Source organism: Roseovarius mucosus, assembly GCF_002080415.1.
In the GTDB taxonomy this organism is placed as follows: Bacteria; Pseudomonadota; Alphaproteobacteria; order Rhodobacterales; family Rhodobacteraceae; genus Roseovarius; species Roseovarius mucosus_A.
On the sequence record NZ_CP020474.1, the window covers coordinates 2,246,830 to 2,265,786 of the forward strand.

Here is an 18,957-nt window from a genome sequence, read left to right on the forward strand (position 1 = left end):
TCCGTTACTCCGCTGCAAGTTTATGTGTCTGTGTCACGTCGCGCGCTGCCTCTTCGAGGATGCTCAGCCCCGATTTCAGGGTCGCTTCGGGCGTTGTCAGGGCGGCAAGCACCTTGACCACCTCATCATGGGCACCCGATGTCTCGATGATAAGCCCTTTTTCAAAGGCTCGGGCACAGATCGCCGCTGCGAGTGTGCCGTCACCCACATCGACCCCCTGCATCATGCCGCGTCCTTTGAGACGGGCACCGGGGATGCCGTCCGCGATCCGAATCAGCGCGTCACGCAGAATTTCGGATTTTGTAGCGATGGATTTCTGGAACGCATCGTCCTTCCAGAATTTCTCGATCGCGACACGCGCTGTGACAAAGGCATGCGTGTTGCCCCGGAATGTGCCGTTATGCTCGGCCGGGCCCCAGATATCATGCTCGGGCTTGATCAAGAGCGCGGCAAAGGGCAGGCCCATCCCCGAAAAGCTCTTGGCCATCGGGATGAGATCAGGCTCGATCCCCATCTCCTCAAAGCTAAAGAAAGTGCCCGTGCGCCCGCAGCCTGCCTGAATGTCATCTACAATCAGCAGCGCCCCGTGTTCCTTGGCCAAGCGGGCCACGCCCTGCATAAAGGCGGTGGACGCGGCATTGAGCCCACCCTCGCCCTGTACCGGCTCTAGAATAAAGGCTGCCGGGGCATCGACGCCGCTGGACGGATTGCCCAGCATTTCCTCGATGATCCTGAGGCTGTCCACATCCGGCCCGAACGCCCCTTCATAGGGCATATGCGTGGTGCCACAGAGCGATCCACCGCCCGCGCCCGCGCGTTTGCCCGCGTTGCCGGTGCAGCTCAGCGCGCCCATGGTCATGCCATGAAACCCGTTGGTAAAGGCGATGATGTTGCGCCGACCGGTCACTTTGCGCGCCAGCTTCATGGCCGCTTCGACCGCGTTCGTGCCGGTCGGGCCGGTCATCATCACCTTATAATCCATGCCGCGCGGCTTTAGGATGATATCCTCGAATGCGCGCAGGAAATCAGCCTTGGCATCCGTGTGCATATCAAGGCCATGGGTGACCCCATCAGCGGTGATATGGTCAATCAAGGCCGCCTTCATGTCCGGGTCGTTGTGCCCATAGTTGAGCGACGAGCACCCGGCGAGAAAGTCGATATAGGTGTTGCCCGACGCATCGGTCATCTCAGACCCCTGCGCCTTGACAAAAGCGGTGGGAAAGCTGCGGCAATAGCTGCGTGCTTCGCTTTCGCGACGGGCAAAAATTTCCAGATCGGCTGACTTGTCAGTCGTCATAACGTATTCCTTCATGTGATTGGGGAATGGGCGGGCAGGGGCCTGAGGATCAGGCCGCCTTTTTCATCCGCTCCTTCATGGCAATTGTGACCATGTATTCGGTGTCGTGCAGATCGTTGAAATGCAGCGATTTCGAGAAGTACGGCGTGCTCGACAGGGCGCCGTCGTTCAGATCGCTGAACTTGCGGAACAAGGCCCAGCTGCCAGCATTGTCGCGCGTGATCGTGGTTTGCACGCGGGTCACATCCTTGCAGACGTCACGCGACAGAAGCCCGCGAAGCATCAGCGTGCCCAGACCCGTGCCGCGTGCCTTTTCCGATACGGCCACCTGCCACACAAAGAGCGTTTCAGGATCGTCAGGCAAGAGATAGCCCGAAACCCAGCCGACAACTTCACCACCCATCTCAGCTACGATGCAGGTGTCGCGGAAATGATCGCATTGGATCAGGTTGCAATACATCGAATTTTCATCGAGCGGCTTGCACGCCTGAATCAGCTCCCAGATCGCCGCGCCATCCTCTGATGAGGGCTTGCGCAGGGTTGGTAGGGCCTTCCGAAACATTTCCATCGCATGTCGCATCGCTGTGTGACCTCTCTATTTGCTTCGTAGAACTAAATATATTAAACAGGCCTATAAATCAACCATGCGCGGGTGAATTTATAAAATTCGCCATTTATTGCCAAAATACCTTATTTTTTCGGATAAAATACCCTATATATTTAATTAGCGAACTAAATTAGTTTCACAGGAGGAATGAAATTGCAATTGAGCGACAGCTTTGCGACCATTACAGCCATCACCAAAGGGGCTCGTATGGACCGCACAGACCAAAGCTTGATCGCCCTGCGTCGCATCCTGCGCGCAACCGAGATTTATGGGCGCAAGCTCGCTTCCGCTGCCGGGCTGACAGCGGTTCAATTCCGCGTTCTTCAAATTGTGGCGGAGCGGGGCAATTGCACCGCAACCCATATCGCCCAACAGATGCGGGTGTCTCAGGCGACCATCACCGCTTTGGTGGACAAATTGGTGAAACATGGCGTGGTGACGCGGGAAAAATCCCAGACCGACCGTCGGCAGACGAACATCGTCATCACCGATGCGGGGCACGAGACCATTCGTCGTGCCCCCGACGCGCTGCAACAGCGCTATGTGCGCAAGTTCGAGGCGCTCGCGGATTGGGAACAGGCACAGCTTGTGGCATCGCTCGAGCGGGTTGCCACCCTGCTCGACGCCGAGGATATAGATGCGGCTCCAGTGCTCGATACAAGCGACTTTCGCACACATTCCTGAGCCATAAAAAAGAACACCCACCAAGGGGCGGGCGCTCTGACATTCGGTGGGATCATCGCCTCAGCGATAGACGGCTTCCTTGCCGAAATGCTTGGTCAGCATGTAATAGACCACAGCGCGATACTTGTTACGCTCGGATTTGCCATAGGTCTCGATCACCTGATTGATCGCGTCCATCAGCGCCGGGCTATCGGCGAGGCCCAGTTTCTTGACGAGAAAATTCGTCTTGACGGTTTCAAGCTCTGCCGGTTGGCTGCCCGCAATTGTCGAGGCATCTGCGTTGTAAATTGCAGGACCACATCCAATGGTTACCTTCGTCAGCAGGTCCATATCCGGTTCCATCCCGCATTTATTACGCAGATCATCCGCGTATCTCACGATCAGGTCGTCACGCTTTCCCATCAATTCTCTCCCATTTTTCCGGCAAACGGCCGGCCCATCGTTTCAACAAGCCCCACAAATGACGCTCCGGGCACGATAGCCGGGGATTTTTTCCGGACAAAGGGAAATTTTCCAGAACGCTCCCCTTGGGCGAGTCTTGGGACCAATACCGCTTCTGGCGGTGCCGAACCTATCTCAGCACCACACCTTTTTTGCGTCCGTGGTCTGTGGTCTTGTCAAATTTGACGTCGATGGCATTATACTTCTTGAGGATCGCATCGCCGCCTGCGCACCCGGCAGCCTCGATTTCTTGGGCGGCTGCAATGCCGTGACGCCCGTGCTGGCGTTCATGCTCTGTAAGCGCGGCCAGCATGGCATCGAATTTCGTCCGCACTTCGGCGGGCATTTTAGCGGGGTTTTTGTGCTTTGGCAGCGTGATATCGACTGTAACGCTCAGCTTGCAATCGCCGGTCCAGCGTACGTACCAATCTGTAAAGGCCCAGAATCCTTTCGGACCTTTTTCGTTCATCTCCTGCACTAACCCTGCAACTGACGTGGCAGAAACCGCGTAGGTCTTGATGGTTTCGGTGACTTTGGGTTTGGCGTGCGCTGTCGATAGGCCGCCAAACCCGAGTGCAAGGCCAAGGGCCAAGACACCGATATCAAAAAAATTCTTCTTCAATATCGGTCTCCTGTCCAATGGCTGATTAGATCAATACCGGTAGTGCTCTGGCTTGAACGGGCCATCGGTGCCAACACCGATGTAATCCGCCTGATCTTGCCGAAGCTGCGTTAGCTTCACGCCAATGCGGTCAAGATGCAAACGCGCGACTTTCTCGTCAAGATGTTTCGGCAGGACATAAACCTCGTTGCCGTATGCGTCGCCCTTGGTCCAAAGCTCGATCTGCGCCAACACCTGATTGGTGAACGAGGCAGACATCACAAAAGACGGGTGGCCCGTGGCATTGCCAAGGTTCAAGAGCCGCCCTTCGGAGAGCAGGATGATCCGATGGCCCGAGGGCATCTCGATCATATCGACCTGATCCTTGATGTTGGTCCACTTGTGGTTCTTGAGCGCAGCAACTTGGATCTCATTGTCGAAATGGCCAATATTGCCCACGATCGCCATGTCCTTCATCGCGCGCATATGCTCGATGCGGATCACGTCCTTGTTGCCGGTGGTGGTGATGAAAATGTCGGCGGTGTCGATCACGTCTTCCAGAACGACCACTTCGAACCCGTCCATCGCCGCCTGAAGCGCGCAAATCGGGTCCACTTCGGTGACTTTCACCCGCGCTCCGGCCCCACTCAACGACGCGGCAGAGCCTTTGCCCACATCGCCATACCCACAGACGACAGCCACTTTGCCTGCCATCATCGTATCGGTGGCGCGGCGGATACCATCCACAAGGCTTTCTTTGCAGCCATATTTGTTGTCGAATTTCGACTTGGTGACAGAGTCGTTCACATTGATCGCGGGGAAGGGCAGTTGCCCTTTCTTGTGCAGATCATACAGACGATGAACGCCGGTGGTGGTTTCCTCGGACACGCCTTTGATCTGGTCGCGCACCTTTGTGAACCAACCGGGGCTCGCCTTCATCCGCTTGGCGATTTGCGCCTTGATCACTTCTTCTTCTTCCGAAGCAGGAACCGGGATGATGTCTTCGCCAGCCTCTGCGCGTGCGCCCAACAGAACGTAAAGCGTTGCATCGCCGCCGTCGTCGAGGATCATGTTCGGGCCATCTGCGAACATAAAGGATTTGTCGAGGTAATCCCAATGTTCTTCAAGGGATTGACCCTTGATAGCAAAGACCGGCGTGCCGCCTGCGGCAATCGCCGCTGCTGCGTGATCCTGCGTCGAGAAGATGTTGCAGGAGGCCCAACGCACATCTGCGCCCAAGTCCACCAGCGTTTCGATCAGCACAGCGGTCTGGATTGTCATATGCAAAGAGCCCACGATCCGCGCGCCTTTGAGAGGTTTGGCCTCGCCATATTCCTTGCGCAGGGCCATCAGCCCCGGCATCTCGGTTTCCGCAATGTCCAATTCCTTGCGCCCGTATGCCGCGAGGTTGATGTCCTTTACGATGTAATCTTTTGTCATGTTGGGGTGGTTCCTTGCATGAGAATTTTGCTAGGCAGATAGCACTCACTCCCCCTTTGGGCAATGCGCGATTCGCCCGCTAGCCCTGCTGGATAGGCCCTGGCACAGATCTGCCTGCGCTGATTGTTTTAGGGTTTGCGCCGCGCGTACGCTTTGCCTACCTCTGTCCCCATGACTGCACAGAGACATCTCACCTTCTCCAGCCCGGCCGCGCGGGTACAATATGCTCTGTTGATGGGCCTGTTCCGTTGCGCCGTGACGCGCGGGCTCTATGGACGCTTTGCACGTGGTCTTGGAAAGGTTTTTGATCCCGAGAACGCGGTGATCCTGCATGAGGCCGGTGCTGCCCCTTATCGTATCCTGCTCAATGATGGCTATTGGACCCGCTTCGCGCTTTATCTTGCGCCCTACGAGCCCGAGGTCGATTCGGTGTTGCGCGCCGCCTCTGGGGCCACGCCGCTGTTTTGCGACCTTGGCGCAAATATGGGCTATTGGACCACCCGCGCGGCACCGCTTTTTGAGCGTGTGATCGCGGTCGAGGCGTCGGCGCGCACATTCGAGGGGTTGCGTGGTAATGCAGGCACGCTTTCCAATGTCACGCTCCATCGCGCGGCGATCCATGCAGGCTCGGGTCAGGTGCTGACCTTTGTCAACACGCATCTCAGCCATGCCTCTGCCCGGCTGATGGGCGACCTGCCAGCAAACGCGCAGGATCAAACCGAAACAGTCACAACGCTTGCCATTGACGATCTTGTTCCGCCCGGCACTGCCGCAGTCATCAAGCTGGACGTAGAAGGAGCAGAAATTGCGGCCATTTCGGGTGCCGCCCGCGCCATCGCCGAAGGATCGGTTCTGATCTACGAGGATCATGGCAATGATCGTGCCTGCATGGTGAGCGCGCATCTGCTGGCGCAGCCGGGTCTTAGTGTCTACTCCAGCGAAAATGGCCTGATTGCGATGCCCGATGTTGCCACGATACGGGCGCTCAAGAGGGACCCGTTCAAAGGGTATAACTTTGTTGCGGCGCACGCGGAATCGCCCTTGCTGGCGCAGCTCATTCAGAGCTTTGCAAAATCGGCCAAGCCGCGCTAGGCAGGATCGTCCAACATTTCCGGAGGCCCAATGCCCAAACCCCGCGCCTGGCAAAAGATGCTCTCGGGTCGGCGGCTCGATCTGCTTGATCCCACGCCCGTTGATATCGAGATTGAGGATATTGCCCATGGTCTCAGCTTTGTCGCCCGCTGGAATGGACAGACATTGGGTGATTTTGCTTATTCCGTGGCAGAGCATTCCTTGCTCGTGGAAAGGCTCTATTCCCGCTTGACGCCCGCTTCACCTGCCAAGTGGCGGTTGGCGGCGCTGTTGCACGACGCGCCGGAATACGTCATCGGTGACATGATCTCGCCGGTCAAGAACGCGGTCGGGCCGGGCTATGATGAGCTCGACAAACGGCTTGCGGGGGCCATTCACATTCGCTTTGGCCTTCCTGCGGCCATCCCACCCGCGATCAAGAAACAGATCAAGCAGGCAGATAAGATCAGCGCATGGATGGAGGCCACGGAAATCGCAGGGTTTTCAGTGGCAGAAGCAGACCGTTTCTTTGGCAAGCCTGATCCGGCGCTCATGCAGGGTCTTAGCATCACACTTCGCCCCCCTGTCGAGACGCGGCAGGACTATACTGCGCGCTATCAGGTACTCATGGCCGAGATGGTCTAAATCCAGCCGCCGCGTGACATGAGGCCCATGGCCTCTAGCTGTCGCCATCCGGTCAGGCGTGTGGATGCCTCACTCCACAGATCCGGATCGCCCTGCAACGCTTCGTAATAGCCGTCATAGAGATTGCTATTGGCAAAATGCTCTTGCCGCGCCTGTTCTTCGGCAGAGCGTTCGATCACGGTGTTGAGAAACTTGCTGTGCAGCAGGATACCCGAGGTCAGCTCGCCCCCGGCTGTGTCATAGACATGGTTGAGGCGTCGCGGCAAAAGCGAATGCGCGGAACTTACATAGGCATAGCGCCGGTTCCATTTCACCAACGGCACCTTGCCCATGGTCGGCGCGCGGCGTGGATCGCTGGCAAAAAACATCCGGGCACGCGGGCCCCCCTGAATCCAAAGGCTGTGCAAATCTACCTTGCGCCGCATCCCATAATTGCCGCCATCGAACCAGCACAGCGCCTGAAACGGGTCTATTCCAGCCTGATAAGGGTATTCTGACAGGCGACCCTTGGGATACATATCCAACATCATCGCACCGAATGAGCGGCGCTTTTGCCCATCCAGCCATTCACAGAGCGCGGGAAGCGGGCGCGTGTCGTGATAGGGATAGATTAGGCATTCATCGGCATCGAGGGTCAGGCACCAATGGCCATGGCCATATTTCATTTGTAGCCACGTCAGCCAATCTACCCCAAAGCGTGACAGCTTGTAGCTGTGCGGCGTGCTCCAGAGCGAGACATCGGGCTGTGCGGCCAGATAGTCGCGCGTGCCATCGTCACTGGCATTTTCGACAATAAGGAAATGCCGCACCCCCAACCGTCGGTGATGGTCCAGGAAATAGGGCAGGCGCAGCGCCTCGTTGCGCACCGTGCTGAAACACAGGATATCGCCGGGCCTGATCTGGGCGGTTTCGTCACGAACACAGCGCAATTGCCGCCTTTTGCGAAAGCTGCGCCAGAGCAGGCGCCTTCGCTTCCACCGCAGGCGATAGGCCATCGCCAGATCGCTGATACTGTCGCCTCTGCCCATGCGGTCCCCGTGATCCCCCAATCGGCAAGGTCAGTGCTATTTGTCGTAATGTCCAGTCTGATGCCAGCGCCACGCGTCCCCGATCATCTGCGCGAGGGTCGAGCGTTTTGGCGTCCAGCCCAGTTCTGCCGCGGCACGAGTCGAGCCTGAAACAAGCCGCGTGCAATCACCGGGCCGCCTTTGCCCTTCCACGACCGGCACGGCACGATTGGTGACGGCGGCGGATTGGTCAATCACTTCGCGCACCGAAAACCCCGAGCCGGTCCCAAGGTTGAAAATGCGGCTTTCCTTGCCAGCCTCCAGCCATTTGAGGCCCAGAACATGCGCGTCAACCAGATCACTGACATGCACGTAATCCCGGATACAGGTGCCGTCAGGCGTGTCATAGTCAGTGCCAAAGATCGTCAGCGCATCGCGTTTGCCCGCAATCGCATCCAACATCAGTGGGATGAGATGGGTTTCGGGTTGGTGAAATTCGCCAATTTCACCTTCGGGGTCGGCACCGGCGACGTTGAAATACCGGAAAATCACATGGCGCAGGCCAAATGCGGCCCCGAAATCGCACAACATATCCTCTATAGCGCGCTTAGAGGCGCCATAGGCATTGATCGGCGCTTGCACACATCCTTCGTCAAGCAAGACGTTGTCCTGATCGCCATAGGTGGCGCAGGTCGAGGAGAACACGAAATCGAGACAGCCTGCCGCCACGGCGGCCTGAATCAAACAAAGCGATCCGGCAACGTTGTTGTGCCAATAAAGGCCCGGATCGCGCATGCTCTCGCCCACTTGGCTGAGGGCCGCAAAATGCATCACGGCGGCGGGCCGATAGGTGGCAAACACCTGATCGAGCCGCGCGCGGTCAGTTAGGTCGCCTTGCTCGAAGGGGCCGAATTTCACGGCGTCCTGCCAGCCGGTACACAGATTGTCGTAGGTGACCGGCGTATAGCCTGCCGCTGCCAATGTCTTGCAGGCGTGGCTGCCGATATATCCCGCCCCGCCCGTTACCAGAATATGCGTCACCGCAGGCCCTTTCGTGGTGTCTTACTGAGCTGCTTTTTCAGAGTGAACCACGTCCGAGATGTAATTCCAAAGCTCATCCCGCAGATCATCGCGCGCCAGAGCAAAGGCAACGGTTGCCTGCAAAAACCCTGCTTTAGAGCCACAATCAAAACGCTGCCCCTGGAAGCGGAAGCCATAGACTTCTTCACCGTCTTCACGCGCGGCGTCAATCGCATCGGTCAGTTGGATTTCTCCTCCGGCCCCGGCCTGTTTGCGATTCAGCTTCTGCAATACGGTGGGGGTCAGGATGTAGCGCCCAATTACCGCAAGATTTGACGGGGCCGTGCCCGCCGCAGGTTTTTCCACCATGCCCTTGGTCGATACGATGCTTCCCATATCCTCTTTGATATCAAGGATACCGTAGGATTTTGTCATGGCATCCGGAACCTCCATGGCCGCCACGATATTGCCCTGCGTTTCTTCAAAGGCCTCGACCATCTGCGCAAGACACGGCTTTTCAGCCGCGATCACGTCATCGGGCAGGATCACGGCAAAAGGCTCGTTCGAGATCAGCCGCCGCGCGCACCAGACAGCATGGCCCAAGCCAAGCGGCTTGTGCTGGCGCATATAGGCCACTTCGCCACTGTCCATATTGGTGGATTTGAGGATTTCGAGCAGGTCGTCCTTACCCTTGCGGCGCAATTCGGCCTCAAGCTGCGGCGCGTAGTCGAAATAATCCTCAAGCGCACCTTTGCCGCGCGAGGTGATGAAGATGAATTCCTTGATCCCGGCGGCGCGCGCCTCGTCTATGGCGTATTGCACCAAAGGGCGATCGACCAGCGTCATGATTTCCTTGGGCACCGATTTCGTGGCTGGCAGGAATCGTGTTCCCAGACCGGCGACCGGAAAGATTGCCTTGGTAACTTTGCTACGCATGGACTGCTCCTAAGATACTTTTTTTCACCTTACACAACAGCGCTGCCATTTGCATCGTGTTAAGGGGAAATTTCGCGAAATGTTGCGAATTGGCAGGGTTTTGCCTGTAGTTTTCAGGCCATGCCCATTTCCCGCATCATTGCCTCTATTCGGGGGACATCCTCGGGGTTGTTCAATTCCCAGAATTGCCGCCCCTGCGCTGCAACCTCGACGCAGAGCACGGCGCGTCCACGTTCAAGAAACCGCAACTGCTCGAGCCCTTCTAGCTGCTCAAGCGGCCCCATCGGCCACGTGGCGTAATCACGCAAGGCTTGCGGGCGATAGGCGTAAACACCGACATGGTGGAAAACCGGTGTCGCCTCTTCCGCCTCATAGCGACGAGGGGTGTAGGGGATCACTTCCTTGGAGAAATAGAGGGCGCGCGCCCCCTCTCCAAATACCGCCGTTGTGCCACCGACACGGCCATTGGCGCGGTCGTCGAGAAACCCGTTGAGCGCGCGCCCATCACAGCGCAGCACCGGCGTTGCCACCTCTGCCCCGGTATCGGCGCGCAGGCCGGCGATCAAATCCTCAACGAACCAATGCGGTGTGAGGGGCGCGTCGCCTTGCAGGTTGACGATAATATCATAGCCACCGCCCAAGACATCTAACGCCTCGGCGCAGCGCTCGGTGCCATTGCCGCAGCTCTCCGAGGTCATCACCACCTCGGCACCGAACGCCTCGGAGGCGGCACGGATGCGGTCGTCATCGGTGGCCACAACCACCCGGTCGACCCCCTGTACTTGACTGGCGGCTTCCCAAGAGCGTTGGATCAGGCTTTTGGCTTCACCCGTGGCACCGGTCAGGGCCACCAGCGGTTTGCCGGGATAACGGGTCGAGGCATAGCGTGCGGGTATGACGATAACGACGCTCATCTCAGGCTCCTTTCAGAACCACGCCGGGGGCAAGGGCGATGAAGAACGGATTGGCAAAGCCCGCTTTGCCATAGCTGAGCGGCTGATGATCCTCGAATCGTACCACCTGGCCACCGGCCCCGGCCAGCACGGCATGTCCAGCGGCGGTGTCCCATTCCATGGTACGCCCCAGACGCGGATAAAGATCGGCCTCGCCGGTCGCAACAAGGCAGAACTTGAGCGAGGAGCCCGCGCTTGTCATGTCTTTGACCGCGTATTTGCCGATATAGTCATCGGTGGCCTGATCCCGGTGCGATTTGCTCGCCACAACCATCAGCGCGGTGTTGTCTGGCTGCGCCACCCGGACGGGGTGCAAAGTGCCGGGCGCATCCATGGAAAACGGGCCTTCTTCCTCGACGGATGTTCCATCAGCCAATGTGTAGAACATGCGCCCTTTGGCCGGGGCATAAACCACACCACGGGTTGGCACGCCGGCTTCGACATAGGCGATATTGACCGTGAAATCACCGCGCCGGTTGATGAATTCCTTGGTTCCGTCCAGCGGATCGACGATCAAAAAGGTTTGGGCGGTCTCGCCATGCGACGTCGCCTGTTCCTCGGTGACAAGGGCAATTTCGGGGAATGCGGCGCGCAGCCCGGCAGAGATGATCGCATCCGCTGCCTCGTCCGCCTCGGTTACGGGGCTTGCGTCGGACTTTACCTTGACCGCGAAATCATCGGCCTCGTAGATCTCCATGATCTTTGCCCCGGCATCGAGCGCCAATGCGCGCATCACCGAAATCAGCTTGTCATACTCCAAATCGCCGCTCCTTTGCCGCCAAGACGCCACTTTGCGCCGTTAACCGATGGATTATATCTGCGCCCTTATGATACGCTCTCGCAAGGACAGCAAGAAACCCGAACCATAAAATAAGAGGCCATCGGCACCGCGCCATGTTCAAGACCACGCGCCCAAGATCGAGCCTGCACTCGGCAATCAATATTGCCGAACTGATCTACCATGCCGCCGTGCGGGATGTGCGCAAGAGCGATGGCAATGCAATCATGGCGCTGCTCAAGAATATCATGACCGTGATCATCATGGTGATGGCATTCTACCTGATGTTCAGTGTTCTGGGCCTCAAGGGCAATGCGCTGCGGGGCGATTTCCTGCTGTTCATGATGTCCGGCATTTTCGTATACATCACCCATATCAAGGCGATGAGCGCTGTTATCGGGGCCGAAGGACCGGCATCGCCGATGATGCAGCATGCGCCGATGAACACGGTCATCGCGATCTGTTCTGCCGCGCTCAGCTCGCTCTATATTCAGGTTCTGTCGCTCTTTGTGGTTCTTTTTGTCTATCACGTGGGCTTTGTTCCGATCAGCATCCACCAGCCCATTCAGGCCTTTGGGATGATCCTTGCGGCGTGGTTCACAGGGATTGCCGTGGGACTCGTTCTTTTGGCGATCAAGCCGTGGGCACCCGGCTTCGTGTCGATCTTTGCCATGATTTATCAGCGGGCCAATATGATTGCCTCGGGCAAGATGTTCGTGGTCAACACCTTGCCCACCTTTATGATGAACATGTTTGACTGGAACCCGCTGTTTCACATCATCGACCAGACGCGCGGTTTTGTGTTCATCAACTATTTTCCGCACCGAACCTCGCTCGAATATCCGCTTTATGTCGGGCTTGCGCTCTTGATGATCGGGCTCATGGCCGAATTCTACACCCGCCAATATGCGTCAAGCAGTTGGGAGGCGCGGCGGTAAACCGCCCGTCAGTGCAGCACCTTACCCTCGGGCCATGTCAGCCGTGTCTTCACTGTGATGGCCTGTGTCTTTTTGGCAGGCAGATCAAAGGTCCACGCCAGAATGCCCCGTTCCCCGTCGATGTCACGCTCAGCGGGCATCGGTTCTGCAGTCCATGTGATCTCCAGATCCTCTTGCTCGGAGACCGGCACGCGGTCGATCAGGCGCAGCGGCCATGCCTCGCCGGTCAGGTTTTCGACGGTGATCTCTACCGTCTCGGTCTGTTCGTTGGATTTCGTCAGAATCCCCCGGTCGCCCTCGTTTCGGTCGCGCACCAGACGGGTCAGACGCAGACCCTCGATCGGGCCAAAGGACATGTCGGCCTTGTCCCCATCCGCGATCAGGTTCAGCCAGCGTTGCCCAACATAGCGCCCATCAAGATAAAACCGCGCCTCAGAGGTGGGCAAGAGCATCTCGCCGGTGTCATTGGTCAGTCGCGCCATCAGATAGGCGGTCTGATCCAGCATCGGCACGGCTTGGGCCACGACCTCTGCCTTGGTTTCCAACGGGGTCAGCATCAGGCGGACATTATCGGCGCCGGTGGTAACGCTGACAGGGGCGGGATAGCTATAGGTGACAGATAGCCCGTCAAAGCTGGCCACGGCCATGTCAGACGCGGCGGCCTCTGCCATTGGCGCGGCCATAAGCACGGTTTCGGCCTTGCCACGCGCCATGGGTTGGATCGCTTGTGGATCTTCAATCCGCGCAATCCAAGGCCAGATCTGGCCCGGCTCGGTCTGTTCCGATGGGCGCAGGGTCGACAGGGTAAGCGCGATATCCTGCCAATTCTCGCCAGTGGATTGCTGCACGAATGCGCCCCGCTCGATCCTGACCGCGCCGCTGTCGCGCGCCAGATGCAGATCATAGAGCGGCTGCCAACCAGCATCAGGGATGGTGTAGGTCACGGTCAGCGTGCCTTGGGTCTCGGCGTCAGCGGTGATTCCCACGGCAAGCATGGCGCGGGCTTCATCCTCGGGCACCAGCGCCTCGAGCGCTTGACGCGCCGCATCGCGCGCCTTGATCTGGTCCTTCAGGGCACGTTTTGCTGTGTCAGCGCGCCGGGTGGCAGCGGTTTCCGCCTGACGGGCCTCTAGGGTCTCGCTGCCGATCACAGCGCTCAGAGCGCGAAGCTGGTCTGGCGTGAGGGTTGCGGCACCATCGCCCTGACCAATCTGCGCGAGAAAGGCGATGCGCGCACGGGCGGCCTCGGCCTCAAGCTCGATATCGGCAATGTCGTTGCGGGCAAGGCGCAGCGCGTCTTCTATCTGTGTCAGCGTGGCGCGGGCGTCGATCAGCGCGGCGCTTTCGGGGACGTCGCGTGGCGGCACATAATCGTTGCGGGTGGTAACACCCCCCATGCGCACGCCCTCGACCACAACCCGAACCGAGGCCAGTGGCGTCCCTTGTGGCAGGTCGGCAAGGATAAGGTCATGCTGTCCGGCTGGGGCCGAAAACGCCACTTCACGGGTCACGGTCGCACCTTGCGGATAGAGAATCACGGCGCTGACACGGCTGGAGAGCGCGATATCCTCGGCCACGGCGGGCAGGGCAAGCGAGGCGAGAGGCAGAGCAAGGAAAAGGGCACGCATGGGCAACACTCCTGAACGGTTCGGCACGATGTTCCCGCCTTGTTGCCCAAGGTGCAAGCCTGCCGCGTGGTCATGCCCTGTGATAGGCCGGGATGCGCCTATGCCACCGGGTGCCGCCGCCGCACCGAACCGGGCCGCCCCGAGATCTCTAGCATGGCATCGCCACGCGGCGTGCGCGCTATAACCCGCCCTTTCGACACGACCGCAAGGCGTGCGGCCCGCAGGCGCACCGCCTCAATCGGATCGCCCGCATCAAGCACCACAAGCGAGGCCACGGCACCGACATGCAGCCCATAGCCCTCCAGCCCCAGAATCCGGGCGTTCTCGACCGTCACCATGTCGAAGCAGCGGCGCATCTCGTCGGGGCTCGACATCTGCGCCACATGCAGCCCCATGAAGGCGACATCCAGCATATCGGCGGTGCCAAGGCTATACCACGGATCGCGCACGCAATCCTGACCCCAGCCCACGGTGATGCCCTGTGCCTGCATTTCCTTGACCCGTGTCAGGCCGCGGCGTTTCGGGAATGTGTCATGCCGCCCCTGCAACATGATGTTGATCAGCGGATTGGGAATCGCCGCCACGCCTGCTTCGGCCATCAGCGGCAGAAGTTTCGAAACATAGTAATTGTCCATCGAATGCATCGAGGTGAGATGGCTGCCGGCCACCCGCCCCTGAAGCCCGAGGCGCTGCGCCTCATAGGCCAGCGTTTCGATATGGCGGCTGAGGGGATCATCGCTTTCGTCGCAATGCATGTCCACGCGCAGACCGCGTTCCGCCGCAATCTCGCAGAGTTCGCGGACAGATGCCGCGCCATCTGCCATCGTGCGCTCAAAATGCGGGATGCCGCCCACCACATCGACGCCCATGTCGAGCGCGCGGACCGTATTGGCGCGCGCCGTCGGATCGCGGTAAAAACCGTCCTGTGGAAAGGCCACGAGTTGCAGGTCGATATAGCCTTTGACCTTGTCGCGCACCTCTAGCATCGCCGCCACGCCCTTGAGGCTGTCGTCACAGGTATCCACATGACTGCGGATCGCCAAAAGACCCATCGAGGCGGCCCAATCGCAATAATCGAGCGCGCGGGCGACCATTTCCTCTTGCGTGACGATCTGCTTGAGTTCGCCCCAGAGACCGATCCCCTCCAGCAGCGTGCCAGAGGCGTTGATGCGTGGCAGACCATAGCTCAGCGTCGCATCAAGGTGAAAATGCGGATCGACAAAGGGCGGGCTTACAAGATCGCCGGTCGCGTCGATCACTTGGCCTGCCTCGGCCCCTTCAAGCCGCCCAATCGCCGTGATCCGGTCGCCGGTAATGCCGATATCGGCCACGGTACGATCAGGCAGGGTGCCCCCCTTGACGATCAGATCGAACATCAGCGTTCTCCCTTGTTGAAGGCCACCATCAGGGCGGCGGGCACCTCGGCACGGCGCGACATGACGATAAGAGCGAGGATCGAGAGAACATAGGGCGTCATCAGGAAGATCTGATAGGGAATATCTGCCCCAAGCGGTGTCTGTTGCACCCGGATTTGCAGCGCGTCAAACGCAGCAAAGAGCACGGCGCCCAGCAGCGCCTTGCCCGGCTTCCATGCGCCAAAAACCACGAGCGCGATGCAGATCCAGCCGCGCCCGTTGACCATTTCGAAGAAAAAGGAATCAAACGCCGACATGGTCAGAAACGCGCCCCCCACCGCCATCAGCCCCGATCCAACGATCACCGCCCCCATGCGAAGACCCGTGACAGACAGGCCCTGTGCCGCCACGGCCGCCGGGTTTTCACCCGCCGCGCGCAGGGCAAGGCCCAGTGGCGTGCGATAGAGCACAAGGCTGACAACGCCCACAAGGATGAAGGCCAGATAGGTCAGTGGCGTCTGCGAGAAAAGCGCTGGGCCAATCAGGGGAATATCGGACAGCAGCGGGATTTCCCAAGGTTGAAACGCCGTGATCTTGGGCGGGCTTGTCACCTCTGGCAGGGCCAGACGATAGGCATAGTAGGTAGACGAGGTGGCGAGAAGCGTCACACCCAGCCCCACGACGTGCTGAGAAAGGCCAAAGGGCACTGTCAGAAGGCTATGCACCGCGCCAAATCCCATGCCCACCACCATCGCCACCGCAACACCCGGCCAGAGGCCCAGACCGGAATAAACCGCCATCCACCCGGCAAAGGCCCCTGCCACCATGATCCCCTCAATCCCAAGGTTGAGAACACCCGCGCGCTCGCAGATCAATTCGCCCAGAGTGGCAAAGATCAGGGGGCTCGCGATGCGGATCGCGGCGGCCCAGAAGCTGGCGGAGAGGAGGATATCAAGGATTTCCATGCGCTATTCCCTCACCACCCGGAACCGCGTGAGCAGAATCGCCAGCACCATCAGCAAGAGCGCCGTGGCCAGCATGATATCAGCCAGATAGGTCGGCACGCCCACCGCGCGGCTCATGCTGTCGGCACCAACAAAGATGCCCGCCACGAATAGCGCGGCGGCGATGACACCCAACGGATTGAGCAGCGCGAGCATCGCCACAATGATCCCGGTATAGCCAAAGCCGGGGCTGAGATCGAGCGTTAGGCTGCCTTTGACCCCTGCCACCTCTGAGAAACCCGCAAGCGCAGCAAGGCCACCAGACAGAAGTGCGGTCTTGATCAGCACCGCATTGACCGGAATACCCGCAAAGCGCGCCGCCTCGCGGTTCAGGCCGACGGCGCGCATCTCATAGCCCAAGGTGGTGCGGCGTTGAATAACCCAGACAAGCGCGGCGGCAATCAGCGCGAGCGCAAAGCCCCAATGCAGGCGCAGCCCCTCGACGATGCGCGGCAGGCGCGCCTCTGCGATCAGGCGTTCGGATTTGGGCCATCCCATACCCATCGGATCTTTGAGCGGCCCCTCAAGCAGAAGCGAGATGAACAGCAGAAAGATGAAGTTGAAGAGCAGCGTTGTGACCACCTCATCAACGCCAAACCGCACCTTGAGCAGCGCCGGAACAAGCAGAACGACCGCCCCCGCCAGCATCGCCACCAGAACCAGCATGGGCAAGAGCGCTGCGGCGGGCCATTGCAACGCGCCTGTGCCCAGAACCACGGTCATCAACGCGCCTGCGTACAGCTGTGCTTCGGCGCCGATATTCCAAAGCCGGGCACGAAAGGCGACCGCGACAGCAAGCCCGGTGAAAATCAGCGGCGTGGCGCGGTTAAGTGTCTCTAACATGGCGAATTGCGATCCCGCCGCCCCCTTGAGGATCAGCCCCAGCACGGCAAAGGGATTGGCCCCCGCGAGCATCGCCAACATAGACGCGACAACAACCGTCGCAGCAATCGCCAGCGCAGGCGGCAGGGTGCTGCGGGCGAGGCTCGGATTGGCGATGGGTTCAAGACGCATGCGCCAACCCCCCGTCAAAGCCGTGGCCAGCCATCCACACGCCAAGTTCGGCAGGCGTCATGGTGCCGCGCGCAAATTCCGGTGAAAGCCGCCCCTCGGACATCACATGGATCACATCCGACAGCGCCATGATCTCATCCAGATCCTCGGAAATGAGCAAGACCGCCGCTCCCCGGTCGCGCGCCTTGAGCAATTGTTCATGCACATAGTTCACTGCGCCGATGTCCAAGCCGCGCACGGGTTGATTGGCAAGGATGATGCGCGGATTGGCCTCGAGCACGCGGCCAAGGATCAGTTTCTGCATATTGCCACCCGAAAGCAGGCGGATGCGGGTATCCGGCCCGGGACAGCGCACGTCATAGCCTTTGATGATCGCCTGTGTTTCAGCCTCGGCTTGCGGCCAGCTCATCCAGCCCGCGCGGCTCATGGGCGGCTTGTGATAGCTTTCCAGAATGGCATTCTCGGTTAGGGAAAAATCAGCAATCGTGCCGGTTTTGTGCCGATCTTCCGGGATGCGGGCGATGCCATGCTCGACAGCGGCACGTGGCGACCATGTGGCCAGTGTGTGCCCATCCAGGTTGATCTGCCCCATCGCAGGTGTGCTTAGGCCGGCAATCAAATCGGCCAGCGCTGCCTGCCCGTTTCCAGAGACCCCGGCAAGCCCGGTGATTTGGCCTGCGCGCAAGCTGACAGTCACCGATTTCAACCCCGGTGCGCTGCCCCGGTCAGGTGTTCCGACCGCGTCGAGATGCAACAGCGCCTTGCCGGGTACGCCGGGGGCAACCCGTGGCGCGCTAACCGCGCTGCCAACCATTGCGGCGGCAAGCGCGTGGCGGTCGGTATCTGTCGTGGCCATTTCTGCCACCACCTTGCCATGGCGCAGGATCACGACCCGATGGGCGATATCCATCACCTCATGCAGTTTGTGGCTGATGAACACAATCGACAGGCCCTTGGTTACAGCCTCGCGCAGGGTCGTAAAAAGATCGTCGGTTTCCTGCGGGGTCAAGACGGCGGTTGGTTCATCCAGAATAAGAATGCGCGCCTCGCGGTAGAGCGCCTTGAGGATTTCAACGCGCTGCCGTTCGCCAACCGTCAGGCTACCGACACGGGCGTCAGGATCGACCGCCAGATGAAAATCGGCAGAGAGCTTGGCAATCTTGTCGCGCGCGGCGGCACGATCAGACCGCCAACGCCAGAGCGGCTCGGTGCCGAGTGTCACGTTCTCCAGCACAGTCAGATTGTCGGCCAGAGTGAAATGCTGATGCACCATGCCCACGCCCGCCTCGAGTGCGGCGCGCGGATTGCCGGGGGGCAGCGCCCGCCCCATCACCATCACCTGTCCCTCATCGGCGGTGTATTGGCCAAAGAGGATGTTCATCAGCGTGGTTTTACCCGCACCGTTCTCGCCCAAAAGGGCAACAACCTCGCCCCGTCGCAGATCAAGGCTCACCGCGTCATTCGCGGTGAGCGCGCCGAAACGCTTGGTGATGCGATCGAGGCGCAGAACGACCTGCGCCGTGTCTGCGCCTGTCATA

The 18,957-nt window shown here is 59.5% G+C and carries 19 protein-coding genes; 4 read left to right on the forward strand and 15 right to left on the reverse strand.

The annotated features are described in order from the left end of the window. Positions 1-4: 4 nt before the first annotated feature. Both ectB and ectA read right to left on the reverse strand, forming a co-directional pair. Positions 5-1,297 carry a diaminobutyrate--2-oxoglutarate transaminase gene (ectB, locus tag ROSMUCSMR3_RS10770; protein ID WP_008282638.1) on the reverse strand — a complete coding sequence of 431 codons (1,293 nt, stop codon included), beginning with the start codon at positions 1,295-1,297 and terminating at the stop codon, positions 5-7. Between the two features lie 49 nt (positions 1,298-1,346). Next, the gene (gene ectA, locus ROSMUCSMR3_RS10775; protein ID WP_008282637.1) at positions 1,347-1,865 is read right to left on the reverse strand and encodes a diaminobutyrate acetyltransferase; all 519 of its coding nucleotides are present in this window, start codon (positions 1,863-1,865) and stop codon (positions 1,347-1,349) included. A 186-nt stretch (positions 1,866-2,051) separates the two neighbouring features. On the opposite strand from ectA, the gene ROSMUCSMR3_RS10780 reads away from it, so the two are divergent. Beyond that, entirely contained in the window at positions 2,052-2,588 is a 537-nt protein-coding gene (locus ROSMUCSMR3_RS10780) for a MarR family winged helix-turn-helix transcriptional regulator (protein WP_008282636.1), read from the forward strand. A 60-nt stretch (positions 2,589-2,648) separates the two neighbouring features. Here ROSMUCSMR3_RS10780 and ROSMUCSMR3_RS10785 read toward each other — a convergent pair whose 3' ends face one another. The 3 genes from ROSMUCSMR3_RS10785 to ahcY form a co-directional block, all read right to left on the reverse strand. Continuing rightward, complete coding sequence (locus tag ROSMUCSMR3_RS10785) at positions 2,649-2,990, reverse strand: DUF2853 family protein (protein ID WP_008282635.1); 342 nt, start codon at positions 2,988-2,990, stop codon at positions 2,649-2,651. 169 nt (positions 2,991-3,159) lie between these two features. After that, positions 3,160-3,651: a DUF922 domain-containing protein gene (locus ROSMUCSMR3_RS10790; RefSeq protein ID WP_008282634.1), complete on the reverse strand. Its 492-nt coding sequence runs from the start codon at positions 3,649-3,651 to the stop codon at positions 3,160-3,162. 30 nt (positions 3,652-3,681) lie between these two features. Beyond that, the gene (ahcY, locus tag ROSMUCSMR3_RS10795) at positions 3,682-5,070 is read right to left on the reverse strand and encodes an adenosylhomocysteinase (RefSeq protein WP_008282632.1); all 1,389 of its coding nucleotides are present in this window, start codon (positions 5,068-5,070) and stop codon (positions 3,682-3,684) included. 171 nt (positions 5,071-5,241) lie between these two features. Here ahcY and ROSMUCSMR3_RS10800 point away from each other — a divergent pair, with 171 nt between their 5' ends. Both ROSMUCSMR3_RS10800 and ROSMUCSMR3_RS10805 read left to right on the forward strand, forming a co-directional pair. Next, positions 5,242-6,162 carry an FkbM family methyltransferase gene (locus ROSMUCSMR3_RS10800; RefSeq protein WP_081507315.1) on the forward strand — a complete coding sequence of 307 codons (921 nt, stop codon included), beginning with the start codon at positions 5,242-5,244 and terminating at the stop codon, positions 6,160-6,162. Positions 6,163-6,192: 30 nt separating this feature from the next. Continuing rightward, on the forward strand, positions 6,193-6,786 hold the full coding sequence (locus ROSMUCSMR3_RS10805) for an HD domain-containing protein (protein WP_081507316.1): 594 nt from the start codon (positions 6,193-6,195) through the stop codon (positions 6,784-6,786). Here ROSMUCSMR3_RS10805 and ROSMUCSMR3_RS10810 read toward each other — a convergent pair. From ROSMUCSMR3_RS10810 to cysQ, 5 genes are all read right to left on the reverse strand, one after another. Further along, positions 6,783-7,814 (reverse strand): glycosyltransferase family 2 protein, encoded by a 1,032-nt coding sequence (locus tag ROSMUCSMR3_RS10810; protein WP_081507317.1) that lies wholly within the window; start codon positions 7,812-7,814, stop codon positions 6,783-6,785. The genes ROSMUCSMR3_RS10805 and ROSMUCSMR3_RS10810 overlap by 4 nt on opposite strands. 36 nt (positions 7,815-7,850) lie before the next feature. After that, complete coding sequence (gene galE, locus ROSMUCSMR3_RS10815) at positions 7,851-8,834, reverse strand: UDP-glucose 4-epimerase GalE (RefSeq protein WP_008282628.1); 984 nt, start codon at positions 8,832-8,834, stop codon at positions 7,851-7,853. A 21-nt stretch (positions 8,835-8,855) separates the two neighbouring features. Then, entirely contained in the window at positions 8,856-9,749 is an 894-nt protein-coding gene (locus ROSMUCSMR3_RS10820) for a UTP--glucose-1-phosphate uridylyltransferase (RefSeq protein ID WP_008282627.1), read from the reverse strand. A gap of 113 nt (positions 9,750-9,862) precedes the next feature. Then, the gene (locus ROSMUCSMR3_RS10825; protein WP_081507318.1) at positions 9,863-10,663 is read right to left on the reverse strand and encodes a 3-deoxy-manno-octulosonate cytidylyltransferase; all 801 of its coding nucleotides are present in this window, start codon (positions 10,661-10,663) and stop codon (positions 9,863-9,865) included. A 1-nt stretch (position 10,664) separates the two neighbouring features. Continuing rightward, positions 10,665-11,462 (reverse strand): 3'(2'),5'-bisphosphate nucleotidase CysQ, encoded by a 798-nt coding sequence (cysQ, locus tag ROSMUCSMR3_RS10830; RefSeq protein WP_081507319.1) that lies wholly within the window; start codon positions 11,460-11,462, stop codon positions 10,665-10,667. A gap of 134 nt (positions 11,463-11,596) precedes the next feature. On the opposite strand from cysQ, the gene ROSMUCSMR3_RS10835 reads away from it, so the two are divergent. After that, positions 11,597-12,418 (forward strand): ABC transporter permease, encoded by an 822-nt coding sequence (locus tag ROSMUCSMR3_RS10835; RefSeq protein ID WP_008282624.1) that lies wholly within the window; start codon positions 11,597-11,599, stop codon positions 12,416-12,418. Positions 12,419-12,426: 8 nt separating this feature from the next. Here ROSMUCSMR3_RS10835 and ROSMUCSMR3_RS10840 read toward each other — a convergent pair whose 3' ends face one another. The 5 genes from ROSMUCSMR3_RS10840 to ROSMUCSMR3_RS10860 form a co-directional block, all read right to left on the reverse strand. Beyond that, complete coding sequence (locus tag ROSMUCSMR3_RS10840; RefSeq protein ID WP_081507320.1) at positions 12,427-14,046, reverse strand: DUF4139 domain-containing protein; 1,620 nt, start codon at positions 14,044-14,046, stop codon at positions 12,427-12,429. Positions 14,047-14,144: 98 nt separating this feature from the next. Next, entirely contained in the window at positions 14,145-15,422 is a 1,278-nt protein-coding gene (locus ROSMUCSMR3_RS10845; protein ID WP_081507321.1) for an amidohydrolase family protein, read from the reverse strand. Further along, on the reverse strand, positions 15,422-16,366 hold the full coding sequence (locus tag ROSMUCSMR3_RS10850; protein ID WP_081507322.1) for an ABC transporter permease: 945 nt from the start codon (positions 16,364-16,366) through the stop codon (positions 15,422-15,424). The genes ROSMUCSMR3_RS10845 and ROSMUCSMR3_RS10850 overlap by 1 nt, the downstream gene beginning before the upstream one ends. A 3-nt stretch (positions 16,367-16,369) precedes the next feature. Further along, on the reverse strand, positions 16,370-17,419 hold the full coding sequence (locus ROSMUCSMR3_RS10855; RefSeq protein ID WP_081507323.1) for an ABC transporter permease: 1,050 nt from the start codon (positions 17,417-17,419) through the stop codon (positions 16,370-16,372). Continuing rightward, positions 17,409-18,956, reverse strand: a complete 1,548-nt coding sequence (locus tag ROSMUCSMR3_RS10860) for an ABC transporter ATP-binding protein (protein WP_081507324.1) — start codon at positions 18,954-18,956, stop codon at positions 17,409-17,411. The genes ROSMUCSMR3_RS10855 and ROSMUCSMR3_RS10860 overlap by 11 nt, the downstream gene beginning before the upstream one ends. Between the last annotated feature and the right edge of the window lies 1 nt (position 18,957).

Coding starts and splice junctions, on each gene's coding strand:
- ROSMUCSMR3_RS10825 (WP_081507318.1), bottom strand. CDS start 10,663: ATGAGCGTCGTTATCGTCATACCCGCACGCTATGCCTCGACCCGTTAT.
- ROSMUCSMR3_RS10855 (WP_081507323.1), bottom strand. CDS start 17,419: ATGCGTCTTGAACCCATCGCCAATCCGAGCCTCGCCCGCAGCACCCTG.
- ROSMUCSMR3_RS10845 (WP_081507321.1), bottom strand. CDS start 15,422: ATGTTCGATCTGATCGTCAAGGGGGGCACCCTGCCTGATCGTACCGTG.
- ahcY (WP_008282632.1), bottom strand. CDS start 5,070: ATGACAAAAGATTACATCGTAAAGGACATCAACCTCGCGGCATACGGG.
- ectB (WP_008282638.1), bottom strand. CDS start 1,297: ATGACGACTGACAAGTCAGCCGATCTGGAAATTTTTGCCCGTCGCGAA.
- ectA (WP_008282637.1), bottom strand. CDS start 1,865: ATGGAAATGTTTCGGAAGGCCCTACCAACCCTGCGCAAGCCCTCATCA.
- ROSMUCSMR3_RS10800 (WP_081507315.1), top strand. CDS start 5,242: ATGACTGCACAGAGACATCTCACCTTCTCCAGCCCGGCCGCGCGGGTA.
- ROSMUCSMR3_RS10820 (WP_008282627.1), bottom strand. CDS start 9,749: ATGCGTAGCAAAGTTACCAAGGCAATCTTTCCGGTCGCCGGTCTGGGA.
- ROSMUCSMR3_RS10810 (WP_081507317.1), bottom strand. CDS start 7,814: ATGGGCAGAGGCGACAGTATCAGCGATCTGGCGATGGCCTATCGCCTG.
- ROSMUCSMR3_RS10785 (WP_008282635.1), bottom strand. CDS start 2,990: ATGGGAAAGCGTGACGACCTGATCGTGAGATACGCGGATGATCTGCGT.
- ROSMUCSMR3_RS10780 (WP_008282636.1), top strand. CDS start 2,052: ATGAAATTGCAATTGAGCGACAGCTTTGCGACCATTACAGCCATCACC.
- ROSMUCSMR3_RS10860 (WP_081507324.1), bottom strand. CDS start 18,956: ATGACAGGCGCAGACACGGCGCAGGTCGTTCTGCGCCTCGATCGCATC.
- ROSMUCSMR3_RS10840 (WP_081507320.1), bottom strand. CDS start 14,046: ATGCGTGCCCTTTTCCTTGCTCTGCCTCTCGCCTCGCTTGCCCTGCCC.
- ROSMUCSMR3_RS10850 (WP_081507322.1), bottom strand. CDS start 16,366: ATGGAAATCCTTGATATCCTCCTCTCCGCCAGCTTCTGGGCCGCCGCG.
- ROSMUCSMR3_RS10805 (WP_081507316.1), top strand. CDS start 6,193: ATGCCCAAACCCCGCGCCTGGCAAAAGATGCTCTCGGGTCGGCGGCTC.
- ROSMUCSMR3_RS10835 (WP_008282624.1), top strand. CDS start 11,597: ATGTTCAAGACCACGCGCCCAAGATCGAGCCTGCACTCGGCAATCAAT.